At 60.1% G+C, this 26719-nt stretch carries 23 protein-coding genes and 2 pseudogenes; 19 read left to right on the top strand and 6 right to left on the bottom strand.

Annotated elements, in window-relative coordinates; all coding sequences use genetic code 11:
• The first annotated feature begins 85 nt into the window (after window positions 1–85).
• The 14 genes and pseudogenes from BHMPCIPO_RS27740 to BHMPCIPO_RS33205 form a co-directional block, all read left to right on the top strand.
• Complete coding sequence (locus BHMPCIPO_RS27740; RefSeq protein ID WP_173519926.1) at window positions 86–1615, top strand: ABC transporter ATP-binding protein; 1530 nt, start codon at window positions 86–88, stop codon at window positions 1613–1615.
• On the top strand, window positions 1605–2654 hold the full coding sequence (locus BHMPCIPO_RS27745; protein ID WP_173519927.1) for an ABC transporter permease: 1050 nt from the start codon (window positions 1605–1607) through the stop codon (window positions 2652–2654). The genes BHMPCIPO_RS27740 and BHMPCIPO_RS27745 overlap by 11 nt, the downstream gene beginning before the upstream one ends.
• Before the next feature lies 1 nt (window position 2655).
• The gene (locus BHMPCIPO_RS27750; RefSeq protein ID WP_173519928.1) at window positions 2656–3597 is read left to right on the top strand and encodes an ABC transporter permease; all 942 of its coding nucleotides are present in this window, start codon (window positions 2656–2658) and stop codon (window positions 3595–3597) included.
• Window positions 3594–4883, top strand: a complete 1290-nt coding sequence (locus tag BHMPCIPO_RS27755; RefSeq protein ID WP_173519929.1) for an amidohydrolase family protein — start codon at window positions 3594–3596, stop codon at window positions 4881–4883. Before BHMPCIPO_RS27750 ends, BHMPCIPO_RS27755 begins: the two co-directional genes overlap by 4 nt.
• A 250-nt stretch (window positions 4884–5133) precedes the next feature.
• A complete protein-coding gene (locus tag BHMPCIPO_RS27760) occupies window positions 5134–5382 on the top strand; it encodes a Y4oE-related protein (RefSeq protein ID WP_173519930.1) in 249 nt (82 codons plus the stop codon).
• A gap of 217 nt (window positions 5383–5599) precedes the next feature.
• Entirely contained in the window at window positions 5600–6640 is a 1041-nt protein-coding gene (locus tag BHMPCIPO_RS27765) for an ABC transporter substrate-binding protein (RefSeq protein WP_173519931.1), read from the top strand.
• 125 nt (window positions 6641–6765) lie between these two features.
• Window positions 6766–7530, top strand: a complete 765-nt coding sequence (locus tag BHMPCIPO_RS27770; protein ID WP_246304699.1) for an ABC transporter permease — start codon at window positions 6766–6768, stop codon at window positions 7528–7530.
• A 15-nt stretch (window positions 7531–7545) separates the two neighbouring features.
• Window positions 7546–8349, top strand: coding sequence for an ABC transporter permease (locus BHMPCIPO_RS27775; RefSeq protein WP_173519933.1), 804 nt, complete (start codon window positions 7546–7548; stop codon window positions 8347–8349).
• Window positions 8346–9434, top strand: coding sequence for an ABC transporter ATP-binding protein (locus tag BHMPCIPO_RS27780; RefSeq protein WP_173519934.1), 1089 nt, complete (start codon window positions 8346–8348; stop codon window positions 9432–9434). The genes BHMPCIPO_RS27775 and BHMPCIPO_RS27780 overlap by 4 nt, the downstream gene beginning before the upstream one ends.
• Before the next feature lie 123 nt (window positions 9435–9557).
• Entirely contained in the window at window positions 9558–10418 is an 861-nt protein-coding gene (locus BHMPCIPO_RS27785; protein WP_210266662.1) for a TauD/TfdA dioxygenase family protein, read from the top strand.
• Window positions 10419–10452: 34 nt separating this feature from the next.
• Window positions 10453–11100 carry an RraA family protein gene (locus tag BHMPCIPO_RS27790; RefSeq protein ID WP_173519935.1) on the top strand — a complete coding sequence of 216 codons (648 nt, stop codon included), beginning with the start codon at window positions 10453–10455 and terminating at the stop codon, window positions 11098–11100.
• On the top strand, window positions 11100–12029 hold the full coding sequence (locus BHMPCIPO_RS27795) for a carbon-nitrogen hydrolase family protein (RefSeq protein ID WP_173519936.1): 930 nt from the start codon (window positions 11100–11102) through the stop codon (window positions 12027–12029). Before BHMPCIPO_RS27790 ends, BHMPCIPO_RS27795 begins: the two co-directional genes overlap by 1 nt.
• Window positions 12030–12088: 59 nt before the next feature.
• Window positions 12089–13486, top strand: a complete 1398-nt coding sequence (locus BHMPCIPO_RS27800; RefSeq protein WP_173519937.1) for an MmgE/PrpD family protein — start codon at window positions 12089–12091, stop codon at window positions 13484–13486.
• Window positions 13487–13530: 44 nt separating this feature from the next.
• Window positions 13531–13743: pseudogene (locus BHMPCIPO_RS33205) on the top strand (integrase); the annotation flags it as partial.
• 8 nt (window positions 13744–13751) lie between these two features.
• On the opposite strand, the pseudogene BHMPCIPO_RS33210 reads toward BHMPCIPO_RS33205, so the two are convergent.
• Both BHMPCIPO_RS33210 and BHMPCIPO_RS27805 read right to left on the bottom strand, forming a co-directional pair.
• Window positions 13752–14101: pseudogene (locus tag BHMPCIPO_RS33210) on the bottom strand (type II toxin-antitoxin system RelE/ParE family toxin).
• The gene (locus tag BHMPCIPO_RS27805) at window positions 14082–14357 is read right to left on the bottom strand and encodes a type II toxin-antitoxin system ParD family antitoxin (protein WP_173519938.1); all 276 of its coding nucleotides are present in this window, start codon (window positions 14355–14357) and stop codon (window positions 14082–14084) included. The pseudogene BHMPCIPO_RS33210 and the gene BHMPCIPO_RS27805 overlap by 20 nt, the downstream one beginning before the upstream one ends.
• A 533-nt stretch (window positions 14358–14890) precedes the next feature.
• On the opposite strand from BHMPCIPO_RS27805, the gene BHMPCIPO_RS27810 reads away from it, so the two are divergent.
• Both BHMPCIPO_RS27810 and BHMPCIPO_RS27815 read left to right on the top strand, forming a co-directional pair.
• A complete protein-coding gene (locus BHMPCIPO_RS27810; protein ID WP_173519939.1) occupies window positions 14891–15967 on the top strand; it encodes an ornithine cyclodeaminase in 1077 nt (358 codons plus the stop codon).
• 32 nt (window positions 15968–15999) lie between these two features.
• Window positions 16000–17349 (top strand): MmgE/PrpD family protein, encoded by a 1350-nt coding sequence (locus BHMPCIPO_RS27815; RefSeq protein ID WP_173519940.1) that lies wholly within the window; start codon window positions 16000–16002, stop codon window positions 17347–17349.
• A 112-nt stretch (window positions 17350–17461) separates the two neighbouring features.
• Here the strand turns inward: BHMPCIPO_RS27815 and BHMPCIPO_RS27820 are convergent, their stop codons facing one another.
• From BHMPCIPO_RS27820 to traI, 3 genes are all read right to left on the bottom strand, one after another.
• Window positions 17462–18817 carry an amidohydrolase family protein gene (locus BHMPCIPO_RS27820; RefSeq protein WP_173519941.1) on the bottom strand — a complete coding sequence of 452 codons (1356 nt, stop codon included), beginning with the start codon at window positions 18815–18817 and terminating at the stop codon, window positions 17462–17464.
• Between the two features lie 35 nt (window positions 18818–18852).
• Complete coding sequence (locus tag BHMPCIPO_RS27825) at window positions 18853–19614, bottom strand: winged helix-turn-helix transcriptional regulator (RefSeq protein WP_173519942.1); 762 nt, start codon at window positions 19612–19614, stop codon at window positions 18853–18855.
• Window positions 19615–19704: 90 nt separating this feature from the next.
• Window positions 19705–20367 carry an acyl-homoserine-lactone synthase gene (gene traI / locus BHMPCIPO_RS27830; RefSeq protein WP_173520216.1) on the bottom strand — a complete coding sequence of 221 codons (663 nt, stop codon included), beginning with the start codon at window positions 20365–20367 and terminating at the stop codon, window positions 19705–19707.
• A 243-nt stretch (window positions 20368–20610) separates the two neighbouring features.
• Here traI and rctB point away from each other — a divergent pair, with 243 nt between their 5' ends.
• The 3 genes from rctB (at window position 20611) to BHMPCIPO_RS27840 (ending at window position 21699) form a co-directional block, all read left to right on the top strand.
• Complete coding sequence (rctB, locus tag BHMPCIPO_RS33995) at window positions 20611–20988, top strand: SMa0974 family conjugal transfer regulator (RefSeq protein ID WP_432704714.1); 378 nt, start codon at window positions 20611–20613, stop codon at window positions 20986–20988.
• Between the two features lie 179 nt (window positions 20989–21167).
• The gene (locus BHMPCIPO_RS27835) at window positions 21168–21416 is read left to right on the top strand and encodes a type II toxin-antitoxin system Phd/YefM family antitoxin (RefSeq protein WP_173519943.1); all 249 of its coding nucleotides are present in this window, start codon (window positions 21168–21170) and stop codon (window positions 21414–21416) included.
• A complete protein-coding gene (locus BHMPCIPO_RS27840; protein ID WP_173519944.1) occupies window positions 21406–21699 on the top strand; it encodes a type II toxin-antitoxin system RelE family toxin in 294 nt (97 codons plus the stop codon). The genes BHMPCIPO_RS27835 and BHMPCIPO_RS27840 overlap by 11 nt, the downstream gene beginning before the upstream one ends.
• A 271-nt stretch (window positions 21700–21970) precedes the next feature.
• On the opposite strand, the gene traA is transcribed toward BHMPCIPO_RS27840, so the two are convergent.
• Window positions 21971–26590, bottom strand: coding sequence for a Ti-type conjugative transfer relaxase TraA (gene traA, locus BHMPCIPO_RS27845; protein WP_173519945.1), 4620 nt, complete (start codon window positions 26588–26590; stop codon window positions 21971–21973).
• Window positions 26591–26719 lie beyond the last annotated feature (129 nt).

Raw genomic sequence — 26719 nt, forward strand, 5'->3', positions numbered from 1 at the left:
CGAGGGATAACCCCTCGCCGACAGCGACCATTCTCTCCTTGGACGAGAAAGGAAGCCCCCCACAACTCGTCTTCCGGTCGCCGACGTGTCTAGCAAACCCGCTCTTCGTCTTTCCCGCATCAGCAAGCGTTTCGGCCCGCTCAGGGCCAACGACGCCATTTCCTTCGACCTCGAGCAGAGCGAAGTCATCGCACTTCTCGGGGAGAACGGTGCCGGCAAGACGACTCTGATGAACATTCTCTTCGGCCACTATGTCGCCGACGAGGGAACTGTCGAGGCCTTTGGCAAGCCGCTTCCACCGGGAGATCCGCGTGCAGCCATTGACGCCGGCATTGGCATGGTCCACCAGCACTTCACCCTTGCTGACAACATGACCGTGCTGGAAAACATCGCGCTTGGTACGCAGAGCCTTTGGCGCCCGCGCCTTGACCGGACCGCAGCGCGACGGCGCATCGAGCAATTGTCCGCTGATTTCGGCCTCTCCGTCGATCCCGCGGCTACCATCTCCAGCCTTTCGGTCGGCGAGCGCCAGCGCGTCGAGATCCTAAAAGCCCTTTATCGCGAGGCCCGCATCCTGATCCTGGACGAACCGACGGCCGTTTTAACCCCCGTCGAGACTGAGGCATTGTTCCGGACGCTGAAGCTGCTCGTCGCGAAAGGCCTGTCGATCATCTTTATCTCTCATAAATTACACGAAGTGATGGCTGTTAGCGATCGTGTGCTGGTTCTGCGTTCCGGCCAGCTCGTCGGCGAGCGCGAAACAAGGTCGACCGATCGCAAAGAATTGGCGGCACTCATGGTTGGCCGGGAGGTCAAGCCAACGACGGTCAGCCCGCTGAGACTGGGAGGGCCGCTGCTGGCACTCGAACAGGTCTCCGCAACGCCGTACAACGGGGCGGGCCTCGACGAGGTGTCGCTCACACTCACAGCCGGTGAAATCACCGGCCTTGCCGGCGTTGCCGGCAATGGTCAGACTGTCCTCGCTGCCCTCATCGCCGGCATACTGCGTCCAACCAGCGGCAGCATTTCCATTGCGGGACAGGAAGTCGTCGACTGGTCGCCGCGCGCCGCGCTCGCCCATGGTGTGGCCCGCATTCCGGAAGACCGCCATGCTATCGGCAGCATCGGCGACATGAGCGTGACGGAGAATGTCATCGCCGAACGCTACCGAAGCCCTCGGTTCAGCCGCATGGGCTTCCTGAATTGGAAAGCCGCCGGGCGCTTCGCCGAGAAACTCATTGCCGACTACGACGTCAAATGCCCTTCGCCCGAGGCACGCATACGCCTACTCTCAGGCGGCAACATGCAGAAGCTCATTCTCGGCCGGGCCCTTGATGCCGACCCGGCGGTCATCCTAGCAAGTCAGCCAACACGCGGCCTCGATGTCGGCGCCGTCGCCTATGTTCACCACATGCTGCTCTCAGCGCGAGATCGGGGCGCCGCGATATTGCTCATTTCGGAAGACCTCGAGGAAGTCCTGGCATTGTCCGACCGCATCTTCGTTATGTTCAAGGGGCGCCTTTCCACGCCCTCTGCAAGGGGCGAACGCAGCATTCGGGAACTGGGGGAACTGATGGCAGGCCACAACGGGGAGCGCGACGATCATGCGGCTTGAACCGAAACCCTCACCGTCCTTGGCGATCACCTTACTGTTTCCGCTGGCGGCCATAGGCACCACGCTGGTGCTGACGTCGATACTGGTTCTCGCCGCCGGCGCTTCCCCACTGTCCGTCTTCTATCTTGTGGCGAAGGGGGCGGCCGGCTCACAGTTCGCCTTCCTGGAGACCTTGACCCGGGCGACGCCACTGATCTTCACGGGTTTGGCGATCGCTGTCGCCTTTCGGGCAAAGCTCTGGAACATCGGCGCAGAAGCCCAACTCTACATCGGTGGCGTCGTCACCGTGGCGCTGGGAACCGGCGCACTGCCCCTGCCTTCGGTCGTTCTCGTCCCGGTAATCATGGTCGCCGTTATGGCCGCAGGCGCGTTGCTTTTGCTCGGCCCAGCCATGCTGAAGACACGTTTCGGCGTCGACGAGGTGGTCACCACGTTGCTGCTCAACTTCATCGTCCTGCTGTTCGTATCTATGCTACTCGAAGGTATGCTCAAGGATCCGATGGGGCTCGGCTGGCCGCAATCGCAGAAGGTTATTGCCGAAGCGCAACTGCCGCGCCTCATCCAGGGCAAGCGGCTGCACTATGGCTTCGTCATCGCGCTTGCTTCGGCCGTCCTCATCTGGGTCGTCATGAAAAAGACGGTTCTCGGCTACGAGATGCGCGCCGTCGGCCTCAATCCCGAGGGCGCTCGTTTTGTTGGCATTCTGGTCGACCGCACTCTGATGAAGACGGCGTTGCTTTCGGGGGGATTGGCCGCTCTTGCGGGTTTTTCCGAAGTCTCTGGGCTCAAAGGCAACCTGACGCTCGACCTGTCGCCGGGCTACGGCTACACCGGCATCGTCGTCGCTATGCTGGCCATGCTGAATCCGCTCGGCGTCATCGCCGCTGCCATCTTCGTCGCCGGCATCTTCGTCGGCGCCGATGCCATGAGCCGAGCGGCCAAGGTATCGAGTTACATAGCCGACGTCATGGTCGCCACCTCGCTACTGACGATGGTTGTCGCGATCCTTCTGACGCGATTCCGGATCAGGTGGAGGTGACATGGACGCGCTCGAAATCCTCTTCACCGCCTCTTTCTGGGTTGCCGTAATCCGCATAGCATCCCCGCTGATCTTCGCGACCATGGGCGAGTTGATCTGCGAGCGCGCGGGCGTTCTTAACCTCGGCATCGAGGGGATCATGACGGCAGGCGCTTTCGCCGGCTGGTTTACCGTATATTCTGGCGGCGATCTTTGGGCCGGCTTGCTGGTCGCTGCCCTTTTCGGCGCCATGTTCGGCCTGCTGCATGCTACGCTCACGGTACCACTTGGCCTGTCGCAACACGTCGTCGGCATCGGTGTTACGCTGCTTGCCACGAGTCTTACCTATTTCGTCTATCGCCTTGCGCTGCCCGAGGTGACGTCGCCGCCCAAAATCGAGCCGTTCCAGCCCTTGCCGGTCCCGGGCCTGTCCAGCATCCCGGTCGTTGGCGAGGCGCTGTTTACCCAGACGCCACTGACCTATCTCGCATTCATCTCGGTTGCAGCGGTTGCCTGGATCCTCTATCGCACGCCCATCGGTCTAGCCGTTCGTGCTGCCGGCGAAAATCCGTCAGCGGTCGAAGCGCAGGGCATTTCGGTCACTGGCATCCGCATGGGCGCCGTTGTCGTCGGTAGCGCGTTGATGGCGCTCGGCGGCGCCTTTCTCACCACCTCGGCTTTCAACTCGTTCTTCTTCCAGATGATCAATGGACGCGGCTGGATTTGCATCGCACTGGTCGTCTTTGGCTCGTGGCGGCCAGGAAAGGCGCTGATCGGCGCCGTCCTCTTCGCCGCCTTCGATGCCTATCAGGTTCGCCTGCAGCAGATATCGGGTGGCATCGTGCCCTATCAGGTTTTCCTGATGATGCCCTATGCGCTGTCGATCCTGGCGCTGATCCTGGTCGCACGTCGTGCCGCATATCCCAAAGCTTTGATGATCCCGTACCAGAAAGGCGAAAGATGAGTTTTGACCTGATCGTAAAAGGTGGCACGCTGCCCGATGGAAACGTCGCCGACATCGGCATCAAGGGCGATAGGATCGCCGCGATCGAGCCACGCATCGATGCCGAGGCTGGTCGTGTCGTCGATGCCTCGGGCGACCTCGTCAGTCAGCCCTTTGTCGATCCGCATTTCCATATGGATGCAACGTTGTCCTACGGCCTGCCACGTATCAATGCCTCAGGTACGCTGCTCGAAGGCATCGCGCTGTGGGGCGAACTCAAGCCGCTCCTGACCCACGAGGCCGTCAAGCAGCGGGCGCTAGCTTATTGCGACTGGGCGGTATCGATGGGCCTCCTCGCCATCCGCACCCATGTCGATACATGCGACGACCGCCTTCTTGCGGTGGAAGCGCTGCTAGAGGTCAAGAAGGAGATCGCGCCCTATATCGACCTCCAGCTTGTCGCCTTCCCGCAGGACGGGTTCTATCGCTCGCCGAATGCGCGCGAGAACACCATCCGCGCCCTCGACATGGGCGTCGACATCGTTGGTGGTATTCCGCATTTCGAGCGGACCATGTCCGACGGCACGCGTTCCGTTACCGAACTATGCGAGATCGCGGTCAAGCGCGGCCTGATGGTCGACCTGCATTGTGACGAGACGGACGACCCGTTGTCGCGCCATATCGAGCAGCTTGCCTATGAGACCCAGAGGCTCGGCCTGCAAGGCCGGGTGGCCGCTTCGCACCTTACCTCGATGCATTCGATGGACAACTATTACGTCTCGAAGCTGCTGCCGCTGATTGCGGAAGCCGATATCTCAGTGATCCCCAATCCACTCATAAACATCATGCTTCAGGGGCGCCACGACACCTACCCTAAGCGCCGTGGCCTGACGCGAGTGCCCGAGATGCTGAAGGCCGGCATCCGCACCGGCTGGGGTCAGGATTGCGTGCTCGATCCCTGGTATTCCCTCGGTACAGCCGATATGCTCGACGTCGCCTTCATGGGATTGCACGTCGCCCAGATGTCCTCGCCCACAGACATGCGCACCTGCTTCGACATGGTCACCAAGATCAATGCCGAGATCATGGGCCTCGATCATCTCGGTCTAGCCGTGGGCAAATCCGCAAGCCTCGTCGTACTTGATGCAGGCAACCCCATCGAGGCGGTGCGCCTGCGCGCCGAGCGGATTTGTGTCGTCGCGAAGGGCAAGGTCGTGGCCGAACGCGAAAAGCGCGATACGGCCCTGTCCATCAAGGGCCGCCCCGCGACCATCAACCGCCGCCACATCCTGCCACGGCAATCGTGAGTTACGAATAAAATTCGTCAGGCGAGCAGCCAAAGTAGCTACGCCAGGATCTCTTCCGGATTGGCCCAAAGGCCTCCAAGGGATCGATCAACGATGTCGGCGGAGAATTTTGACTTCTCCCAGAGCGGGAAATAAGCTAAGATTCAACCTGCTCGATATGAGTGGCACCGTGTGTTTCCGGACGACGCGATCTTCGCTGTGAGACCGTCCGGCCACATTTCCCCCGCCGGACTCTCAAAGGAGAGTCGCCATGTCGAAGCCATTGAAGAATGTACTGGAACCGTCAAACGAGGCGGATGCACAACATGACGTCGCGGTGGCGGCGGCTGTGGAACTTGCAATGGAGTTTTACGGCTGCGACGCGGTGACCGCCGCGGCCAAGCGCGCGTTCGAGGCCAGGGACCTCAATCGCGAAAGCCATTACCGGTTCTGGCTTCATATTTTCAAATCCCTGAAATCCAATCCAAACCTGATCAACGAAATCTGCCAGCCGGGGTGACGGAGCGGCTGCCTGTGGCAGCGCGCATAAACCCAACGCTCGGATTCATAGAGCTTGAGGCACTCAAGACCGAATCCGATGCAAGCCGTCCGCCAGCTCAGCGAATGCAACACGATTGATATGATTTCCGTATCAATACCGGGAAATCAATATTGGAGATCGCAAGACTGGCGGGCGCAATGTCACCGAACCGACAACACCAACAAAGGGGATCGTCATGAGGTACACTGCGCTGTGCGCGCCCGCGATCGTATCAATGGTTTTGGCTGCGAACGGCCACGCCGAAACTCTCATCGTCAACAGCTATGGCGGGCCGTACGAAACCATCATTCGGGAGCGGATCATTGAGCCTTTCGAGGCCAGGTTCGGGATCAAGGTAATCTACGACGCCGTCGGTTCGGCCTCCCAGGATTACGCCAAGATCAAGGCCACCAACGGCCGCCCTGGCTTCGATGTCGTCGTAATGACCGCTTCTCAATCGCTCGAAGGGTGCAAGGAGGGCCTGCTTGAGGAATTCTCACCAGAGGAGGTCCCCAATCTTGAGCATCTGTCATCGGTGATTGCCGGCGTTGCTGGTCCCTGCGGCGCGGTTCACGAAGTGCAGTATCTCTCGCTTCTTTACCGGACGGACAAGCTGGCAGAGCGTCCAAATTCCTGGAACGCGCTTTTGGATGATGGCCTCAAGGGCAAGATCATCCTGCCGACATTCCAAAACGTGATGGCCGCCTACCTGATGGAGATCTTCTCGGTCGCCCATGGTGGAGATCTGCTCGAGAACATCGATCCCGGCTTTGCCGCCATGGCCAAGCTCGCCGGGCAGTCGATCGGCTTTGAGCAATCATCCTCGGTCATGGAAACGTACCTCAAAGGGGGCGACGTCTGGGCGATGCCTTTCTGGAACGGACGCGCGCAGCTGCTCGTCGATAGCGGTTTGCCGGTCGACTATGTTCTGCCGAAGGAAGGCTCGATCCCCTTGGTCGCAACCCTGAACGTGCCGAAGCACGCGGCGAACCGAGACGCCGCTCTCAAGTTCGTCAACTTCTTTCTCGAGAAATCCAGCCAGGAGGCATGGGTCACCGGCTACAAGGTCGGCAGCGGTAGGATCGACATCGAGGTGCCCGCCGATATCCGTGCCAAGCAGATCACCACCGAGGCGGATCTGAAGGCCCTTCTATTGCCCGATCTCGCTGCGGTCGCGACACGGCTCTCCGCCTGGGGCGAACGATGGGAACGTGATGTCGTCGCGGCGGCCAAGTGAGGTAGATCATGGCCGTCATAATTTGCTCCACTCCGACAAAGCCGCTGCGCGCTGTGGTCCCTGTCAAGGGACTTCTGCCGCTCATAGCCCCATCGCTCGTCCTGGTGCTCTTCTTCGCGATACCGATGGGCATGATGATCGGGATCAGCTTTCAAAGTCAGACGGAGGGCAGCCCGACACTTGCGAGCTATAGCCGCTTCTTCAGCAACGACCTGGTCCTTGCTGGCCTGGCCCGCACCGTCGTGATGTCCGGCCTCGTTGCGCTCTGCGTGACCGTCCTAGCCTATCCCCTCGCCTACTATCTGGCACGCGCCACGTCGCGCTGGCGAACGGTCATCTTCGCGCTTGCCATTGCGCCGGAATTGGCGGGGGTCGTGCTTCGCACCTATGGCTGGCTCATCATTCTCGAAGATCGCGGCTTCATCAATTCCGCGCTGATATGGACCGGATTGATCACGGAACCCTTGCCCTTGTCGAAGAACCTTTTCGGCGTCGTGGTTGGGCTTACTCACGTCATCCTGCCGTTTGGCGTGCTGTCGCTTCTGACGAGCCTCCAGGGTATCAACCCCAATCTGGAAAAATCTGCGCAAATTCTTGGCGCGTCACGTCTTGCTGTTATCCGGCACATCATCCTGCCGCTCTCCGTGCCGGGGATCGTAAGCTCTTTCTTGATTGGCTTCACCATGGCCGCAAGCGCATATGCGACCCCGGCCCTCCTTGGCGGCGCCGGCTTCAAAGTCATGGCCACAATGGTCTACGAGCAGGTGCTGTTCTATCTCGACTGGCCCTTCGCGGCGGTGATGGCGAACGTTCTGCTCATCCTGATGCTGGCCGCCGGCTTCATCGGATCCAGGCTGGAGTCGCGCCTCCACCAAAAACTTCACCTTTAATGTCGGGAGGCTCCAATGAACCGACTGCTCACATATCTGTTCAGGACGGCGCTTGCCGCCATTCTTGCCTTCATCACCCTTCCGCTGGTGGTCGTCGTCGCGGCCTCGTTCAGTCCAACTTCGGCCGTGACGTTCCTGCCAAGCGAATGGACCTTGCAATGGTACGCGGCGCTCTGGGACAGCCGTTGGCTCGATCCGTTTCTACTCAGCGTCGAACTTGCCGTCATCGTGTCGCTCGCAAGCGGACTGCTCGGCGTCCTTGGGGCCTACAGCGTCGCCTACGCAAAATGTCCGGGGCACACCGCCATCATGGCGCTCCTCTTGTCACCCATGTCGGTCCCGCAAATCGTCAAGGGCGTGGCAGTCGTCCTGTTTCTGTCCTCGATTGGACTTTACGATCTGCTCGGAACGCCCGGCCTTGTCATGGCTCACATCATCCTGACGTTGCCCTACGTCGTGCGCATGGCGGCCACCGCGATGTTCGGTTTCGACAAGCGACTTGACCGCGCGGCACGCATACTGGGCGCCAGTGTCACGCAGAGGATCCGATATGTGCTGTTGCCGCTGATTCGCTCCGGCCTCTTCTCGGGGATGACTTTCGCCTTCATCATTTCCTTCAACAACATCCCGCTGTCCGTCTTCCTGGTCAGACCCGGCCAGACGACACTTCCGATTACCGTCATTAACCATCTCGAATACAGCCTGGATCCGGTGCTTGCAGCAGTGAACGTCGCGTCACTCCTCTTCATCCTTGGCGCAATCATCCTTTTCGAAAAGATCGGCGGCTTCTCCGCCCAATTCCACGGGGGTAGCAAATGACCACCATCGATATTGAACTCCTTTCCGTCAGCAAGCAGTTTGGTGCAAACCGCATCGTCGACGATATCAGCCTTGCCATCCCCAAGGGAAAATTCGTCAGCATTCTTGGCCCGTCCGGATGTGGCAAGACAACGACCCTGAACATGATCGCCGGATTTGAAGCGCCCTCGAGCGGACAAATCCGAATTCGCGGTCGCGATCAGGAAGGCGTCCCGCCGGAAGCCCGGAAAATCGGGCTGGTCTTCCAGAACTACGCACTCTTCCCGCATATGACGGTCGCCCAGAATGTCGGCTTTGGCCTAAAGATGCAGGGCCGTCCCCGCGAGGAAATCGCCGACGGTGTCTCACGAGCCTTGAAAAGTGTCCATCTCGAGGGCTTTGAGGATCGGTATCCGAAGGAACTTTCGGGGGGCCAACAGCAACGGGTCGCGGTCGCTCGGGCGATTGCGCCCTCGCCGTCGGTGCTGCTTCTCGATGAGCCGCTCTCTAACCTTGACCTCAAGCTCCGGGAAGCGATGCGCGTCGAGCTGAAAGAGATCCAGGAAGATCTCGGCATGACCTTCATCTATGTCACACATGACCAGGAAGAGGCGATGGCCATGTCCGACCGGATCATCGTCATGCAGGGCGGAGTGGTCGCGCAGGAAGGAGCACCCGCGGACATCTACGGCAGCCCTAGGACCTCCTTCGTGGCGGATTTCATCGGCAAGTCCAATATCCTCCCGGCATCCGCAGAGCCCGGGGCCGATCGGAACCTGAAGGTATCCCTCGGCGCGGGAAAGGCGGTGCTCACAGCCGCGCGGGGAGACGACGTCGCTCCTGACAATGTGCGCTTCTGCTGCATCAGACCGGAGGCCGTCAGGCTCGCAGAGGCGGCAGGGGCTCTCGACGAGCCGGCAAACCGCCTGACAGGTACCGTCCAGAAGGTCGTCAATCTGGGCGCCTATATCGAGGCCTGGATGCTCGTCGATGGCGGGATCACCTTGAAGTCCATGATCCGCTCGACCCGCCTCGAGAAGCTCTCGGCCGGCTGCCGCGTAGACCTCGCCATCGCCCATTCCGCTGTCCAACTGCTGGAGCAATAGTGATATTTATTATCATCCATTATCAATGCGAAAGAATTGATATTGGAATGTCGATTTATCACTCCGCTAAGCTCGATGTGATCCCGAACCCGGGATCTTCCCACACGGAGGCGAAAGATACACATGAAAACAAGAGTTTCGGCAATCCAGAATGACAGCAACGTCTGCGCAGACATCGTCGGGTTCGATTTCTCCGGCTACGACGACGCGGACATTGCGGCGGTTCGATCCTACTGGCTGCAATATGGCGTCATCCGCTTTCGGGCGACCGATATCACAGACCAGCAGCAGGTCGACTTCTCCCGCCACTTCGGTGATTTCGTCATCCATCCCAAGCAATTGCAGGAAGGCGGACACCCGATCCATCGCGAAATCCTGGTGATCAGCAATGTGATGAAGGACGGCAAGCCGAGTGGCGCGCTCGGCAACAGCGAAGCGACGTGGCACACCGACACATGGTTCTACGAGCGCCCACCTGCCGGCGCCATCCTCAGGGCGATCGAAGTTCCCCCTTCCGGCGGCGACACGTATTTTCTGTCGACCTACCAGGCTTTCGAGACGCTCCCCGAGGAGCTGCGCAGGGCTATTGAGGGGCGGCAGATCTTCTTCCAGAGCGTCTACGACAAGACGGGCAAGTTGCGCCTCGGGAAAGGCGAACCGACGAGCGCGGATTTTCGCGAGTGGAGCGGCGTCGTTCATCCGCTGGTCAGAACTCATAGCGAGACGGGCCGCAAAGCGCTTTATCTTGGTGGGACGTCGGAAGGGGCGTGGATCGTCGGCATGCCGCTCGATGAAAGCAACGACCTGATCTCAAGGCTTTGGGAGCACACCACCAACACACCTGAAGTCTTCGTCCAGAAATGGAGCGTGGGCGACATCGTGATGTGGGACAACCGTTGCACGATGCACCGGCGCGATTCATTCGACCCGAATACCATCCGGATTATGCATCGGACGACGACATCCGGCGAGCGCCCGGTCTGATTTGTGAACCATAGGGCAGATCGGAGTCTCGTCGATGACCCAGCCATACAAGATTAAGAAACAACCTGAAGCGATACCAGACACACTGCGAACTCTGCTGGAGGGGGTCGAAACCGCAACCATCGGCCACTTCGAATATCTTGGATTTGTTGGGGCAGGAATTGCGCCGGTCTTTCCGGCCAAGGCCATTGGAACGGCAGTCACGGTCGCCGCGCCCGGCCGCGATGGAGCCGTCATCTACACGGCAATCGATCTGCTCCGCCCGGGAGATGTTCTCGTCATCTCCCGGGTCGACCGGGACGACGTTGCCTGCGTCGGCGGCGGTGTCGTTGCTGCTGCCCGAGCGCGTGGCGCCGTCGCCATTATCGTCGATGGTCCTTGCACCGACATCGAGGAGATCCGCACCAGCCGCTTCCCGATCTGGTGTCGCGGAGTCTCGTCCAAGACGACCAGCCGCCGGCACCAGATCGGTGGCGCGATCAATGTCCCGATCGCCTGCGGAGGGGCGGCCGTGCTGCCCGGGCATGCGGTCCTGGCAGATACGGAGGGTGTCTTCGTTGCCGATCCCTCCGATATGCGCCGCATCGCCGACGTCGCCCTCGAGCGCCAACAGCGTTCCCTCAAGCTCCGGCCCTACCTTGAGGCCGGCCATTCCATCTTCGAATTGGATCGGATCGTATAATGAAGATTTCCCTCGTCCAGATGAACTCCCAGCCCGACCGCGACAGCAATTTGCGCGCGGCCGAGAGCCTGATGCTGCAGGCAATCGCACGCGATACACCCGATCTCATCGTTCTTCCGGAACATTTCGACTGGTCCGGCGGGGCGGCGGCGGAGAAACTGGCGGCGGCCGATCATATGCCGGGCGGCGACGCCTATCGCATGTTGCAGGCGGTCGCCGCCCGGCAAAAGGTCTGGATCCACGGCGGTAGCTTGCTCGAAAGGGTCGATGGAAGTTCGAAGATCTATAACACAACGATCGTCTTCGACCCAGGGGGTAACGAGGTCGGCCGCTACCGCAAAGTTCACCTGTTCGACATCGAGGCGCCAGATGGCAAGATCTATCGAGAATCCGCCACCGTTGCGCCTGGAGAGAGCCTGTTCGTCTATGAAGCTGGCGGTTTCAGGATCGGCTGTGCCATCTGCTACGACCTTCGCTTCCCCCGACTCTTTGATGCGCTCGCAGACGCCGGCGTCGATGTGGTCATTCTACCCGCGGCCTTCACGTTACAGACGGGAAAGGACCACTGGGAAGTGCTCTGCCGTGCGCGCGCGATCGAGCAACAGGTCTATTTCGTCGCCTGTGGTCAGTGGGGAGGCTACACTGCAGCGGACGGAGATCGCCGTTTCACCTACGGCAACTCTCTCGTCTGCGACCCCTGGGGACAGGTCATAGCCCGCGCCGTCGATCAGGTCGGCGTGGTTTCCGCACACCTCGATCTCGACCGCGTGGCGGCAGTTCGCAAGCTCATTCCCGCCGCGTCGCACAAGGTTTCGTTTGTCGATCAGGCACGCGTCTACCGAGGTAGCAGCTGCGCTGAGCGCTGCAACTCCTCCTGCAGCTCGCCTGTGCAGACCTTCGGGGCACCAATTTCTTCTAGTAGCACGTAGACAACGCCCCCCTGAAAATGGACCTCCAATCTCCATCGTCGGGTAATCGGACACCAGATATGACCGCTTTTATCACGCAAACGCTCGGCAGCTATATCGCCGAGGAGGCACTCGCCCGTGCTCCTCGCGACGTCATCGACAAGGCCAAGCTCTGCCTCCTGGACTCGCTTGGCTGCCTGTTCGGAGGACATCAGCTGCCGATAGCTGGCATGCTGGAGGTACTGCGGGCGGACGGCGAGGTGGTCGCCCCCTCCTCCGGCACACCTGTCAGCGGCTGTGCCGCACCGGCGGCTGCCGCCTTCGTCAAGGCAACTTTGATCAATGCGCTCGACTTCGACGACATCTACGAGAAGGGCCACCCTGGAGCCACGGTGATTGCAGCAGCCTTATCGGTCGCTGAGCATACGAAGTGTTCGGGCACAGAATTACTCGAGGCCGTGATCACCGGCTATGAGGTGAGTTGCCGCGTTGGCATCTCGCTGGCTCACATCCAGCCCAGAAAGGCGATTCACGGCCATGGGACTTGGCAGATATTCGGTGCAGCAGCCGCGGCCGCGAAACTCATGCGTCTCGACGCCGGGCGAGCGGCGCATGCAATCGCGATCGCCGCTGCGAATGCGCCAGTCGCGTCCGTCATGAAGACCGTCTACGGAGACACGCCATCGATGGCGAAGAACAACTTCGGCATGGCTGCGCAAATGGGCGTCTTGGCCGCGCGCCTTGCCGCTGCCGACTACGAGGGGCCTTTGGATGTCTTCGAGGGGGAGACAGGTTTCTGGCGGATGGCGGGCGCCGACGAGTGCCGTTTCGATCGATTGACCAGCGGCTTGGGTGGCGCGTACGAAATTTTCCGGGTTGGCTTCAAGCCCTTCAGTTGCTGTCGGCTCATCCAAAGCAGTGTCCAAGCCAGCCGCGACGTCGTCCGGATGGCCAGCATTGATCCCGCCGAATGCTTGCATGCCAAGCTGGTCGTGACCGCACCTCCGATCGTATGCGAACCGCCATTTAGCGAAGCGCGTCCGCGGCACATGTGGGCAGCGCAGTTCAGCGCACCGCACGCTGTCGCTATGGCCGTGTTCGGCGTTGAGCCGGGTCCCGACTGGTTCGTGGATGACTGGCTCAATGACGAGATCACCGGGCGGTTCCAAGACAGTATCGAACTGAGGCCACATACTATCCACGCCTCACCTCAAAGCGTTCACGCCGCAAGCGCTTACTTGCAGTTACGCGACGGGCAGAGCTTCGAAAGGCACGTAGACGTTGCGGAGGGAGAGGCAAGTAACCCCATGCAGAAATCAGCTCTCGAGGCCAAGTTCCTACGGCTTGCAAGCCCTGTCGTGGGAGACAGCGGTGCTTGCCAAACCATTGATAACGTGTACTCGCTGGATAAAGCGGGATCGCTCCGGCCGCTCCTCCGCTTATTGGTCAGCGGATACCGGCAAATTCCGGCATGCTAAGCCTGCAACCGCAAATCAACACTGTGGGGACGGAGTTCCCTACCGCCCTTCCCGCTGGCCTGCATGGCGACCTCAGCGAAGACGTGCGGGCAGCCAAATTCTCCAGTCATTCGCTGCGCGCCGGCTTGTCCCCCTCGGCCGAAGTCGGCGAGCACCACGTGCAAAAGCAGCTTGGCCATGCGCGTGCGGAAATGAACCGCAGGTATCACCGCCGACGCGACCGATTTAGGGTCAATCTGACAAAGGCCTCGGGGCTGCAGGAATCTTACCCCGCCAGCATGCGCGCGAGCATATTTCTGATGTGGTCCTGCGCGCCATAGAAAATTGCCGCGACAACGGTTGCGCGGCTATGCTCCACCGGAGGAAACCAAATAGCCGCCTTGTCTCGCCGAAGAAACTGGATCCCGGGATGAATATCGGGGCGCAGAGTTCCGATGTAGAGCGTATGGACGAGATGATTGATTCGAAACGCAATTTGCGGATCCGTTCAGCAGTACGCTCCACCGCCTCGTCAGGCCCATCCCCGAGTTCGACATAGGCATTGAACAGATGATCGAAGTCCAACTTGAAATCGCGTTCGGCATCCTCAGAATATTCAAGAGTCCACACGAACAACCCGTCGCTTCCGCTCAATCATTGCCGCGACGCGGCTATCCATTTCCGTCGTAGAAATCATTGGTCCGTTCAATCGCCGCTGGACCAATTCGCGAAGCGCTACCGTTTCGACGGCCTCAGTTTCGGTCCTTTGGCGAGGCAGTTCCAGGCCCTGTTGAAGAACGGAACTCATGCTGGAATACAGGCCGCTCTCCACCAGCGCACGGGCAAACGAATTCTGCTGCTCGGTCGGCGAGATCGCCGTTTTCACGCTCATGGGCTTAACTCCCTTGTCTAAGGGGTACTCAGTAGCACATTTGTCAATCTAATGAGATGCCCGTCAGGGCGGCAGTGCCAAGGACGTCGGCCCGGATCTTTTTCAATGATCAGCAGGTGGCGCACTTAGTCGAGCGATCGGCGATTGCCGCTGTCGCGGGTGGCGACCCCGCTGAGCTTGAGCACAGGCTTAAATTCCCCGGTCACTCGCTTATGCACGGGTCTAGCGTCTTCGGCGCAGATCGACGAGCGATATGTGCAAAGCAATTGGGGCACGCTCCGGACGAAGTGATTTGCAAATACTGCCGCAGCCGCTCCCATGCCTATCCCGCCAAGTGTCGCGGCTGCGTGCGCCCCTCCCCACTGGTCGCGGCGCGAAATCGCCAGGTCACAATCTACGGTTCGGCTCTTAGCGCCAGAAGTCGTTCATCAAAAGACGACAAAAATGTATCCGAACCTTTCCTTTAATCCCTCCGCTCCACATGGGAAATTGCTCCCCGTCGTATGACGTCGACAACTCCACGGAGTATGGTGATGGAGAGCACACCCAGATACATTTCACTTGCGGAAATGAAGCGCCTCGGCGTCCGTCTCGAGGCATCCGCGCTCCACGATGCCGCCAGGGCAGCTTGGTCCGACATCCGCTTGGGCCAGGCCCATGGCCTGAAATCTGTTTTGTCCTTTCCCGAAGCCGCCTTGTGGAACCAACCCCAGTTTGAAGCTTACCGGGATACGTTGCAAGGCGAGCGATTGGGCTGGAAGCTCTCTGCGCTCTCGAGCGTCGGGACCAGATACGCCGCCGTCAAGGTGGTCGGTGCCAATGCGATAAACCGTCGACTGGGACAGCCGCGTTCGACGTCGACGATCCTGCTGCTCGACAACTTCACGCTGCGCCCGCTTTGCGTGATGGACGGAACCGATATCTCTGCCGCAAGAACGGCAACCTATGCCTCAATGGCGCTTGAACTTTTCTTTCCCAAAACAGAAGAACTCACCGTTTTCCTTTTTGGAGCAGGCCCCATTGCCGAGCAGATCATCAGAGTGCTCGGTCATTTCGGACACGGCATCATCTCGAAAATATTCGTGCGCAGCCGCTCAGGCACTTCCGCGCACCAACTCGTTAAAAGACACAGACATTCACCTGGAATTCGGCTCGAAGCTGTCGCGGACAATCAGAGGCTGCGTGATTGCCGGTTCGTCATCACCGCTTCGAATGCCAGCGCACCGGTGTTTGAGAGCACAGAAATCTGCCCAAATGCCGTTGTCCTGCATCTCGGTGGAGACGAGACGCCGTCCGGCCATATCCAAAACGTTCTTCGGCGCGGATTGGCGCTCTGTGACGACGTTTCCATGGTGTCGCGGCGAAACTCCCAAAGCCTGGCGCTTTACTTCTCACGCATGGGATCGACATTGGAGCAGCTTGGCCCAGTGCTCGGTGTCTTGAACTTAAAAGATTTCTGCGACGCCGGCGGCGGATCGGAATTCCCGATCCTCATTACGTGCGTTGGCCTGCCTATGCTGGACCTTTACGTCGCCGCTCATGTCTACGAAACCTGGTTCTCGCCAGATGGGGGCATGGCGTCATCCGTCCAGTCATCTAGCAAGAACTGATGCCCGGCGTCCCAAGTTTTACGGAGGGGCGGATGTATGTCACCGAAATCCTCGCAGAGTATCTGGCGAACTATCCTTCCGATGCTCTGCCGCCCGACCTGAGGGTAAGTGCCACCTGCTGTATTGTGGATGCAGTCACCGCCTACGTCGTCGGCTGCGATGTACCGAGTGCGCGCGCAGCCCGCGCGGTCGCCCGGCACGACTTTGGAACCGGCCGGGCTTCGGTCTGGTTTACTGGTGAATGTCTCGGGGTCACTGCTGCGGCAGTCTGTAACGCTGCGTCAGCCTCCGCACTCGATTTCGACGACGGCCATCGCGCCGCGCGCGGTCATCCCGGTGCGGCTGTGATACCCGTAGCACTCTCCGTGGCATCTGCGCTTGGTTCATCCACCGATGAACTCCTGGCCGCAATCGCTCTCGGATACGAGATCGGAATTCGCATTGCCGTGGCGCAGAACCCGCAAGCGATCAAAAGCCGACAATCGGGACGTTGGACCGGCTATGCTGCTGCGGCCACGGCCGGCCGCCTCTACAGAACCGATCCCCCGGCACTCGCACACGCGCTCGCTGTGGCCGGAGTGCTCGCACCAAACCAGGAGGCAAACGGCAGCTCCGGCTATGCCAACCTCACCGGGAACGACGTCAAGGAGGGTATTCCCTGGAGTGTCGTGACGGGCCTGACCGCTTTGCGCCTCGCGGAGCGGGGATTTACCGGGCCGCAGGATTTGCTCGATCATGCGTCGCACTTCGACCGGCCAAGCATCATCGCGGACTTGGGTGATCCAGCTGAGATCTCGCGGGTCTATTTCAAACCCTATTCCTGCTGCCGCTACATCCATCCCGCTCTTGATGCCTTTGCGGCGCTTTCGGAAGTCGCGGACATCAGGACCGAACAAATCGCATCAATTGAAGTTCAGACCTTTCAATGGGCTCTCCGACTTTCAAACACCTTATCTCCCGGTACATTGACGGAGATCCAGTACAGTCTGCCTTATTGCATGGCGATTGCTGTTGTCGATGGACCTGCGGCGCTGGCGCCGGTCGGTAGTGCGCAGTTGGGCAGGCCGGACCTCCTCGAATTCGCCCGCAAGGTTCGTCTCTCGATCAATCCTGAGATCGACGCCCGTTTTCCAACTGAGACCCTTGCGCAGGTGTGCCTGCAAATGACCGACGGCAGATTGATCGCCTCCGAGGTGACTTCGCCCCGCGGCGACAAGGCGCGCCCCTTAGCCTGGGACGATCTCATCGATAAGTTCTCGGTAGCGACGCGGGGCAAGTTTTCTCCCAAGGCACAAAATACCGTTCTGCAGGCTTTTGAGGCACTGAAAAAAGGTGATGCGGTTCCCCTCCTCCAGCGCCTGAGGATGCGACTGATCGACTGAAACCTCGACTTTGTTGGCTGTGGCAGTCGTATTCGTCGACGATATCTCATAATTGCGGCCGCGACTGAACATTGGCGGGGTCGGCGCGAGAGCCAAGCTCCGGCTGAAGCCGTCACATAAGCCGGCCATTCCTGACGACTATACAGCCTGCGATCACAACATGCCTGACGCGGCTCAGATTAACGTGGTCGACAACGATCAGGTCTGCACGCTTGCCTTTTTCAATCAGCCCTCGGTCACCGGCCATTTGCGCGAAGACGCGCGCGACATTCCCGGTCGCAAGGGCAACGGCCTCCGACGCAGACAATTGCTTCTTCCTGACCATTCGGTGGATGGCTTCAAGAATTCCATCCCAATGCCCGCCGGCAAAATCGGTCGAAATGGTGTCGACACAGCCCGCATCGATCAGTGCGTCAAGGTTGGAGGGATCGTTGCGCCAGCGCGTCCCGATACAGTCCAATGTCGAAACATCGATGATAGCCCCTTTTCTTCTCAGATTCTGGGCAATCGAGACTGCCTCGTCCGGGAGAAAGCTCGGGTGATTGCTATGACCGGCGACGAGACGTGCCTTCGGGTATTTCTCGACCGCGGCCATCAGACGCTTTGCAGATGGTGCCGCGTTGTGGAAGATCGCGGGATATCCGACCCGCTCGGCTTCGCGGGCGATTTCATCGAATCCGGCCAGCGAGAGGGCAACCGAAGGCATCACCGATCGCGTAATGATGTCGCGAACGTGATCCGCTTCGGTGACCCCGGAAAGACCGCAATGCTCCAGCTCGTCGGTCAGTTTCGAATTCGATAGGCCGTCTACCGGATCAAGATAGCGGCCAAGGACGGCGTTCTTCAAATGCCTCGCGGCAGCGGGTGTCACCTCGACCCCGAACTCCTGCAGGAACGCTTGCGGGATGAACCTGTATTCTTGCGCGCCACCACCCAGTGTCTGCCCGCCACCTGCCTCGCCAAGCGCGACTGCGCCGGAGGCCAACAGGTCATCTATCGTCGCGCTCAGGTGCCGTGTTGAAAGTCCCTTGCCGTCGACCACAAGCGCCGCCTCGATGTTTTTCGGAGTGTGAGCCGTGGAAATGCGGATATCCATGGCATGAGGTTCTGCCTCGTCGACATCTATTTCGTCCGTCATGGCCAGGCCGCAGACGTTGAGAAGGGTCGTTGTTCCCTGAAGGAGATGGCGGTTTCGGAAATAGGCAACATCTTCGCCTTCAAATGGCTTCGAGCCACTCGGCATGGAAGGCCCCCGAATACATCCATGCGCATGGGCATTGATGAGACCTGGCATAACGATGCCGCCAGCTGCATCGATGGTTTCTCGCGCCGCGATTTCAGCGCCCGCGGCAGCCTCAGCGACTTCGATACCGGCGATCCTTCCCTTCCGGACATACACGGCAGCCCGCTTGTGAAACGTCTTGCCGTCGCCGGTGATGAGACCTCCATTTCGGATTACCAGATCCATGACAGCTATTCCTTTTCGACAACCGGAATGCTGTCCTAGCCGCCGGTCGCTTCGCTCGGCCGATGCTGCTTATGCTGCGATTGCTCCTGACTGGAACCATCGAGCATGTAGCCGGACGATCGAACCGTTCGGATGAGATCAGCGCCATCGGCCGCGCTAAGCGCCTTGCGCAGTCGACCGATATGGACATTGACCGTCTTGGCGTCGACGAAACGACGCTCGGGCCAACCAGCTTCGATGAGTTGTGCGCGACTGCACGCCTGCTCGCGGTTCTCCATCAGGAACTGAAGCAAACGGAATTCGATCGGTCCCAAGTGGACGTTGAGGCCGAAACACTTGACGCTGTGCCTGTTGGTATTCAGTTCAATTCCTGCATAGGCGAGGATATGGCCGTCGCCCGCCGTTGGACCCGACGCGTGCGGAAGGAGGATACGGTCGCGAAGGAAGCTGAGCAGCTTGGTGGGAGCGATCGGTCTTACGAAATTCTCGTCAATACCGGCCTTCAGCAGATCGATAAACCGACTTTCCGCACCAGGTCCAATCAATCCGACCGTCGTGATCCCGAATGTCCGCGGCTCCTGCTTTAGCTTTACACAGGCTGCGGGAGCCCAATCTTCTCCCGATCGACAATCAAGGAGGATGGCTCCGACATCGTACTCGCCTGCAAAATGGACGATCTCCTCGACCCCGGAACAAAGAATGACCTGGTACCCCTCGGATTCCAGGATATGGACGAGTAGCAGATAGTAATCCGCATCGGTCGAACCGATCAGGATCTGCGGTCGCGCGGAATTCAAAGACCTCTCCTCTTTAGCGCAGCGTCAGTTGTGATCTGATCCCTCGTGAGGACCTCCATCGTTCTCTGCGGGCGGTGTAGCCGATTGCGTTCAATCGGCTGAAGACGCGGTTCCACGCCGTGCCGCCTCAAGCAGCGGAGTTGTAGTGCAGGCGTGTCCCTGGCGACAGGCAGCAGCGCGAATCCGATTAAGGCTCGCGGCGTCGGCAGGAAGAACTCCAGCTACGGCCATCGTGCTGCCAATGGGACACGGCCGGCCAAGGCGTTGCATCGGCCAGCCGGCGCGTTTCAAAATGCGTTCGAAACGCAGGTCCGTTGCCGTGACGATCTCATAATAGCCGTTCGCCATCGACCACTCGATTATGCCGACGAACATCTTAAGCGTCGTCCTGTGGAGAACTCCCCGCGTCCTGCCCTCGTCGAGCGCCGTGTCGACGCAAAAGCGCGAGCTTTCGACCATGCCTCCATGAGCGTCGAGCCGTCGCGATGAGAGGAGCTGCGGAAATGTATTGGCGAGCATCGTCGGTCCGGTAGCCGGGAGAAGCCTCGCGCAGCCCGCCACTGCACCTGTTGTAGAAACAGCCAGGATATAGGTCGGATTGTATTGATCGTAAGCATCGGCCTCACGATCGTCCCTTATGTCTACATCCCAGTCCAGCCTGTCGCCAAAGACTCGCGCACGCAGCCGATGCATCGAGTCGATCAAGTCAGCAAATTCTCCGCGCGCTGCGGCCGGCACAGCTAGTATCTCCATCTCCATTCTCCGAAGAAATCCTGCTTCAGACCACTGGACACGAGTTTCGGCGCTCAGGCGACTAATAGAATTAGTAGTCGAGCGTTCGACCAAAGCGTGCATGAATATCGCACGCATGAGTTGTTCGATGCCGAGCGAACTCGCAAACACCGGAATAGATGCTGTGCCACGAATGCGCAGCGGCGCAGCCGGCAAGGGGAAAAGAGAAGCACCAATGGCGCGGATTGGCAGCAAGGAGTTTCGATGTACAAGCATACCGCCGAGGCGTTCGTGCCGGTTCAACACGCAGTGAAGGTCACCCAAAAGGTCTGCGCCCGTTATGGCGACTATTGCCGCTCGATCGCCGCCACGGGCGTCGATCGATTGCTCGACTTCGGTGATGCACGCGCGATCCTGAGGCCGACAGATGAGGGCCTGCATTTCCGGATCGACGCGCAGGACGCCATAACCTTTTACGGGATCTGGACGTTTTTGCACGGAAGCCTGTCCACGGTGACAACATTTTCAGATGTAGGGGGCCCGGTCAGTCTTTCGGCGCGATGCGAGGATCCTTCGCAAGCGGGCAGAACCGGGAGGTCGAGAGGTAGTCCACCTGCGGGACCCGAAGAACCGCGGTCTTAAAAAGCGTCTCGTCACAGATGGCCGGTCCTGACCAGAGCTCGGAACAGCACTGCTTCAATGATGTGCGGGTTGCGCATTACATCGTCGCAGTAGATCCACCAGTGGAACAGGACTACCTTGCCTAAACACCTTGAAAGGTGCTATTAATAGCACCTAAATCAGCATCAAGGAACGGTCATATGGTACACGTGGTTTTGGCCGAGGTAACGGCCAGCGTATCGGAACTTAAGAAGAACCCCATGGGCACCGTAGCGGCTGGCGAAGGCGCGCCAGTCGCGATCCTCAACAGAAATGAACCGGCATTCTATTGCGTCCCCGCCCGAGCTTACGAGGCGATGCTGGAGCGGCTTGAGGACATTGAATTGAACGCGCTCGCCGACGTGCGAGCAAATGATCCGGTTATCAAGGTAAAGCTGGATGACCTATGAGCTGGGCTTCGTAGACGCCGCCTTGAAAGAGTGGCGCAAGCTCGACAGCAATACGCGCGAACAATTCAAGAAAAAGCTTGCTGAGCGTTGCGAAAACCCGAGAGTACAATCAGCAAAGCTCTCAGGAAGCAACGATCGCTACAAGATCAAACTGAGAAGCGTCGGTTATCGGCTGGTATATGAAGTTAGAGAGGCCGAAATCCTCGTGGTGGTCATAGCCATTGGTAAGCGAGATCGCGGTGAGATCTACAGGATTGCTGATCGGCGCCAGGCTCCAAAATAAACTCCATGACTTTATGCGCCAGGCGGATAAAAGGCTAAAGCTGGTAACGATTTCGCAGCGGAAATAATCGTGCTGCGGTCGCAGCGCTGTGGCAGCAAGAACACAGAAATATTCCCTTTTGTCGCAGAGCCCGTGGGCTGCCGTGACGCTTTCAATTATCACCGTCTCACGCGCCGAACTGCTGCGACTCTTTGAGCGATGTTGATGCCGCGCCAAGCAGCAAGGATCGACGGCCGATACACTTTAGTGGATGAAGCTCTTTGAATTGCCTCTACCGCTCGACACCACGCACCCAATTGATCGCCTGTCGTTGGCGCTCGGAAACGATCTTCTGACCGCTATCTGCCCGCACGATCTGCTGAAGAACCTTCAGCTTCTCCTGCATTGCCTCGAAAGCATGCCGTTGCGCTGTCGACACAAAGTTGAAAATGTCCTCGTTCCCACGCAGGACCGCATTGCGGCCGAAGCGCTCGTCGAGCGCCCTGCTGACGGCGATGAATTCTTGGGCGATGCGCTGATCGAGCACACCCGCGGCGGCTTCGAGCTTGCCCTCCTTCTTCTTCATCTCCGCCACCAACTGCCGCAGCGCATCCTCAGCCGTCTGCGATAGACCGGGAATGGCGACCGCCATACGCTGGCGCTCTCCGACGATCGCCTGGGTTTCGGCCTCAAACGCGGTGGCATACGACGCTCCGAGGGAACGGACACAACCTGCTGCTTCTGGCACAGCCTGAAGCGCGGCCTTCCGCTCCCGGCCGACAGCAAGTAACTTGTCCATGATGCGGTCGGAGCCGCGCAGCGCGCCGTAGGCGGCCGGATCGTTGCTGACGGCAGCAGCAATCCGCTCACCGGCGACGCCCTTCGCGACAAGCTCCTCGATCTTGGCGACCGCGCCAGCCGGATCGCGCCAGACGCGCGTTGCCGCATCCACGAGGGCGGCGCGACGATGAATGTAATGGGGAACGGCAAGCGCCCTTTCCCGCGCTTCATCGGCGATCGGTGTCTTGAACTCTGTGACGGCGGCAAGCATGGGCAACACGGACACTGCCTCCTTTCCGAACTCGATGCATGCGCCGGCAACGACTTTCGAGCGATCCTGCTTTTCTGCGAGATGCTGCTCGTCGCTGAAACGCCTGATCGTTTCGAACAGGCGCACTAGCTTTTCACGGTGGTCAGTGGCGAGATTTTCCGGCATGCGCTCGGCAACATTTCGCTCGGCGATAGGATCGGCCTTTGCGGTGAAGGCACTCCAGCCGAAGCGCGCGGTCAGCGCCTCGTTGACGGCCTTGATTTCCTGGACCAGCAAGCGGTCCTCTACGGCATAAGAGAAGGCCGTCTTGTAGGCGTCGGTCCCGCCGCGCTCCCGGACCGCCTCGACTTCGACGAGACGCGCCGTCGCCTGTTTCGAAAGCGCGGGAATGGACAATGACATATAAGCGCGCCGCTGCTGCTCGCGAATGGCGAAGCGCTCCGCCTGCCTGCGGAACTCGGTTGCATGCGCGCGCGCCAACGGCAGCAGTTCCGATAAGGTGGCCATGGCAGCATTGCGCTCTTCGCGGGCGGCACGGCCATCGACCATCAGGTCGGATCCCCGCAGTCGGCCAAGGCGGTCTGGTGCAAGGCCAAGATCCTCGGCAAGCTTACGGGGCTCGATGGCCGCGTCCGACGCCAGTGCATTCAGCGCGGACAGCGCGCCATCGGGGTCGCGATAGATATTCTCGAGCACTGGCCGTAGGATCGCCTCCCGCTCCTTCCACGGTTGCGAGGAGAGTTGCGCGAGACGCGCATCCTCTTCAACGCTGCGGGGGAATTCGGTGGCGGGTGGGATCAAATAGCTTCCACCCAACGGGTTGCCGGCAGCGAAGGATACTCTGCGTTCCTCGCTGTACGAGACGCTCCGTTCCCGTTCGATCGCGAAATCCAGCGCAATGCTCGCCCGCTCCCAGAGCTTCGCCAGCTGCGACTGCATCTTCGCAAGCCACGCCGACCGTCGCGCCGCCCCCTCCTCCAATTCCGCAATGACCCGGGCCAGCGTGTCGACGCCGCGCCGCCGGGCAAAATCACGGGCATGCTCCCGATAGCCTTCCTCGCTTTCGAAATCGAGCGTCGTCGTCTTGGCGCCAGATCGCCCAAGGCGCTCAACAAGCTGTTTGAACACATGCGGCCGATGGCTTTCCCGCTCGATCCTAGCCTTGCGCGCATCGGCAGGTTCGACTTGGGTTCCAATCCAGACGTTACGCTCGACTTGACGTACCTCGAGGCACTTCTTGCCGGTCTTTTCATTGGTGACGGGTACCTTTACCGTGACCGTTTCGACGCCATCCTTGCGGAGCGTCACAGTATCGCCTGTCGAGATTCCACCCTCCTCAAGTGCTTTCGGCAGGCTCACGCCCCAAAGTCGATGAACGGTCCCGTCGTCCGTCCTCACATCGGCGTAGGGGCTTTCCTTGGCATCATCATCATGCGGCCGGAACTTGGCCAACCCGGTGTCCACCAATTCACCAGTGACGCCGGCTGCATGGTCGACACGGGGCCTGCGCCCCCATTGCGGCTTCGGTTCAAAATTCTCGCGCGCAGCGTAGAGATCCGCGCGGTCACGATGCCTGGTCATCGCCACATAGGTCAGATGCCGGTCCATCATTCCGGTGGCGAGCACGAAGGTTCGGTCGACGGTCGAGCCTTGAGATTTGTGGATGGTCGCGGCATAGCCGTGATCGACATTGCTGTAGCTGTCCTCACTGATCACGACATCGCGGCCATTGTCGAGATGCACCGTCAGCAGCGCGTCTGCGCGTTTGTCGCCGGATGAAACGACCGTGCCAAGCATGCCGTTCTTCACATATTGGGGACCAAGGCGCTTCGCCCGCCGTTCAAGGAAGCGGGCGTTTTCGAGGAAGATGATCCGGTCGCCCGCGGCAAACTCGCGAAGCCCACGTGCCGTCCGGAATTGGCGCGCACCTGTCAGCGCGCCCTCGTCGATCATGACCTTGCGCAGGGCCTCGTTCAGCTTCCGAACGTCATCGTTGGTGTGGGCAAGCACAAGCAGTTCGTCGCCGCGAAGACGTCCCGGATACTCGCCCACGGCAGATTTCTGAAGTAGGTCACGGCGGGCATCGGCCCAATCGGCAACGATGCGGTCAATGATCTGGGCCCGGGTTTCGGTCTCGACAATGCGGCCCCTCTGCGCATAGGCGTCGAGGCCCTCTTCGACCTTGCCGCGCGCGAAGAGACGGGATGCAGCGCGTGCCCAGGCGTCCCGCTGCCGCCGCACGCCCGCAAGTTCCGCAAAGCCGATCCGTTCGGTAATTGCCCGGAACGCCGCACCCGCCTGGATCGGCTGCAGCTGCATCGCGTCGCCGACCAGTACGGCTTTTGCACCTGCGTCCTCCACGGCTTTGAGGACACGCGCCATCTGCTGCGAGGAGATCATGCCGGCCTCGTCGATCACCAGCACATCGCCGCGACCCAACTGTTCACGCCCCCCGGCCCAGGCAAGCTCCCAGGAGGCCAGCGTTCGCGACCGGATCCCGGAACAGTCCTCCAACTCTTCCGCGGCCTTGCCGGCAAGGGCCGCGCCGATCACCCGTCGGCCATCGCTTTCCCATGCGACGCGAGCCGCCGAAAGCAGCGTCGACTTACCGGCGCCGGCAAGCCCGACGACCGACGCGATAGCATTATCGCGCGTGACATGACGTACCGCATTGACCTGTTCCGCATCGAGCCTGAAGGACTTTTCCGGATCGGCCGTTTCGACGCTTCGGACGGCAACAGCCACCTTGGCACCGGAAACACCGAAGCCCTTTCGCATCGACATAACCTCGGCCGACTGCGCCATGTCATATTCTGTGCGCAGGATCCGCCGCGTGGTGAATACCGCCGGCTCTGTCACCTTGCCCGTTTGGGTGTCGACCTGCTGCGCCTTCAGCAGCACCAGATCATCCGAGGCCATGAGCCGCGCGCGGATATTGGCGAAGTGCACTGGATCATCGACATAGCGGTGCAGCGCCTTGGCGATATCGCGCTCGTCAAAGGTGGAACGTTCGTTGCCGAGCTGCTTGAGGAGAAGCTCCGGATCGGCAAGCAGCCGGTCGGCCATCTCCTGCCGCCGCGCCAGGTCGGCCGGCGCGAAATACATCTCGGCACCCTTGCGCACGAGCGCCGCCTTCTCCGGACCAAGGTGTTTCTGCGCGATCCCATCGAGGCCTTGCTCGGCATAGGAGCGGCCGTCGAGGCGGATCTCATGGCCGGCCAGCGCCAGGTGGCGGTTGACCGTTTCCGCCCACGCGACCTTCCACGCCTTCATGGTTTCCTTGTCGCCGGCCCAGAGCTTGTAGACAATCTTGCCGTTCGGCCTGTTCGGTGTGACGACACGCAACGGTTCCCCATCATCGCCGAGAACTGGCACCTTCTTCGGCCCAAACCCCTCCTCCGTAAGAGGCCTGAGCGTCGTCATCAAGTGGATATGCGGATTGCCGTCCTTGTCGTGATAGACCCAGTCAGCGACCATGCCCTTCGACGTGAAATTGTCCCGGACGAATTCGCGAACCAGGGCGATATTCTCCGCCCGCGTCAGCTCTTCCGGCAGCGCGATGATCAACTCGCGGGCAAGCTGTGCGTCCACCCGCGCCTCGAAGGCGTCGAGGGCATTCCAGAGCGCCTCGCTTGCCTTGGCAACGGGTTGTCCGTCGATCGCCATCTTCAGCCAGGCGGGGATCTGGTCTGGCAGGGCCAGCTCCTCATGCACCAGTTCACGCGATCCGCCGCGATAGCTGAAGGATGTCCCAGCCTGTTCGTCCATCATCCGGGCGCGATGGCGGTAGGCAGCCGCTGAGACGATGCTGCGTCCCGCGCCCCTGCTGATCACCTGTGCTCTGACGAACATGATCGCCACTGATATCTCCAAGGCCTCTCAAGCACGTCGCGCCAGCGACGTATATTGCGCCCTCAAACCGATCGGACCGAAGGGCCGATGCCGCTTCTCCAGAACACGGCCATTTGCCGGAATTCCGGCTGCGACGTT

Origin of the sequence: Ensifer sesbaniae (assembly GCF_013283665.1) — a bacterium.
GTDB lineage: Bacteria > Pseudomonadota > Alphaproteobacteria > Rhizobiales > Rhizobiaceae > Ensifer > Ensifer sesbaniae.

Bases quoted from the DNA above. Each gene is read 5' to 3' on its own strand.
- BHMPCIPO_RS27810 (WP_173519939.1), top strand. From the start codon at position 14,891: ATGGAGAGCACACCCAGATACATTTCACTTGCGGAAATGAAGCGCCTC.
- BHMPCIPO_RS27755 (WP_173519929.1), top strand. From the start codon at position 3,594: ATGAGTTTTGACCTGATCGTAAAAGGTGGCACGCTGCCCGATGGAAAC.
- BHMPCIPO_RS27765 (WP_173519931.1), top strand. From the start codon at position 5,600: ATGAGGTACACTGCGCTGTGCGCGCCCGCGATCGTATCAATGGTTTTG.
- BHMPCIPO_RS27820 (WP_173519941.1), bottom strand. From the start codon at position 18,817: ATGGATCTGGTAATCCGAAATGGAGGTCTCATCACCGGCGACGGCAAG.
- BHMPCIPO_RS27750 (WP_173519928.1), top strand. From the start codon at position 2,656: ATGGACGCGCTCGAAATCCTCTTCACCGCCTCTTTCTGGGTTGCCGTA.
- BHMPCIPO_RS27760 (WP_173519930.1), top strand. From the start codon at position 5,134: ATGTCGAAGCCATTGAAGAATGTACTGGAACCGTCAAACGAGGCGGAT.
- BHMPCIPO_RS27775 (WP_173519933.1), top strand. From the start codon at position 7,546: ATGAACCGACTGCTCACATATCTGTTCAGGACGGCGCTTGCCGCCATT.
- BHMPCIPO_RS27770 (WP_246304699.1), top strand. From the start codon at position 6,766: ATGGGCATGATGATCGGGATCAGCTTTCAAAGTCAGACGGAGGGCAGC.
- BHMPCIPO_RS27785 (WP_210266662.1), top strand. From the start codon at position 9,558: ATGAAAACAAGAGTTTCGGCAATCCAGAATGACAGCAACGTCTGCGCA.
- BHMPCIPO_RS27805 (WP_173519938.1), bottom strand. From the start codon at position 14,357: ATGAGCGTGAAAACGGCGATCTCGCCGACCGAGCAGCAGAATTCGTTT.
- BHMPCIPO_RS27800 (WP_173519937.1), top strand. From the start codon at position 12,089: ATGACCGCTTTTATCACGCAAACGCTCGGCAGCTATATCGCCGAGGAG.
- BHMPCIPO_RS27780 (WP_173519934.1), top strand. From the start codon at position 8,346: ATGACCACCATCGATATTGAACTCCTTTCCGTCAGCAAGCAGTTTGGT.
- BHMPCIPO_RS27790 (WP_173519935.1), top strand. From the start codon at position 10,453: ATGACCCAGCCATACAAGATTAAGAAACAACCTGAAGCGATACCAGAC.
- BHMPCIPO_RS27815 (WP_173519940.1), top strand. From the start codon at position 16,000: ATGTATGTCACCGAAATCCTCGCAGAGTATCTGGCGAACTATCCTTCC.
- BHMPCIPO_RS27840 (WP_173519944.1), top strand. From the start codon at position 21,406: ATGACCTATGAGCTGGGCTTCGTAGACGCCGCCTTGAAAGAGTGGCGC.
- BHMPCIPO_RS27745 (WP_173519927.1), top strand. From the start codon at position 1,605: ATGCGGCTTGAACCGAAACCCTCACCGTCCTTGGCGATCACCTTACTG.
- BHMPCIPO_RS27795 (WP_173519936.1), top strand. From the start codon at position 11,100: ATGAAGATTTCCCTCGTCCAGATGAACTCCCAGCCCGACCGCGACAGC.
- rctB (WP_432704714.1), top strand. From the start codon at position 20,611: ATGTACAAGCATACCGCCGAGGCGTTCGTGCCGGTTCAACACGCAGTG.
- BHMPCIPO_RS27835 (WP_173519943.1), top strand. From the start codon at position 21,168: ATGGTACACGTGGTTTTGGCCGAGGTAACGGCCAGCGTATCGGAACTT.
- traI (WP_173520216.1), bottom strand. From the start codon at position 20,367: ATGGAGATACTAGCTGTGCCGGCCGCAGCGCGCGGAGAATTTGCTGAC.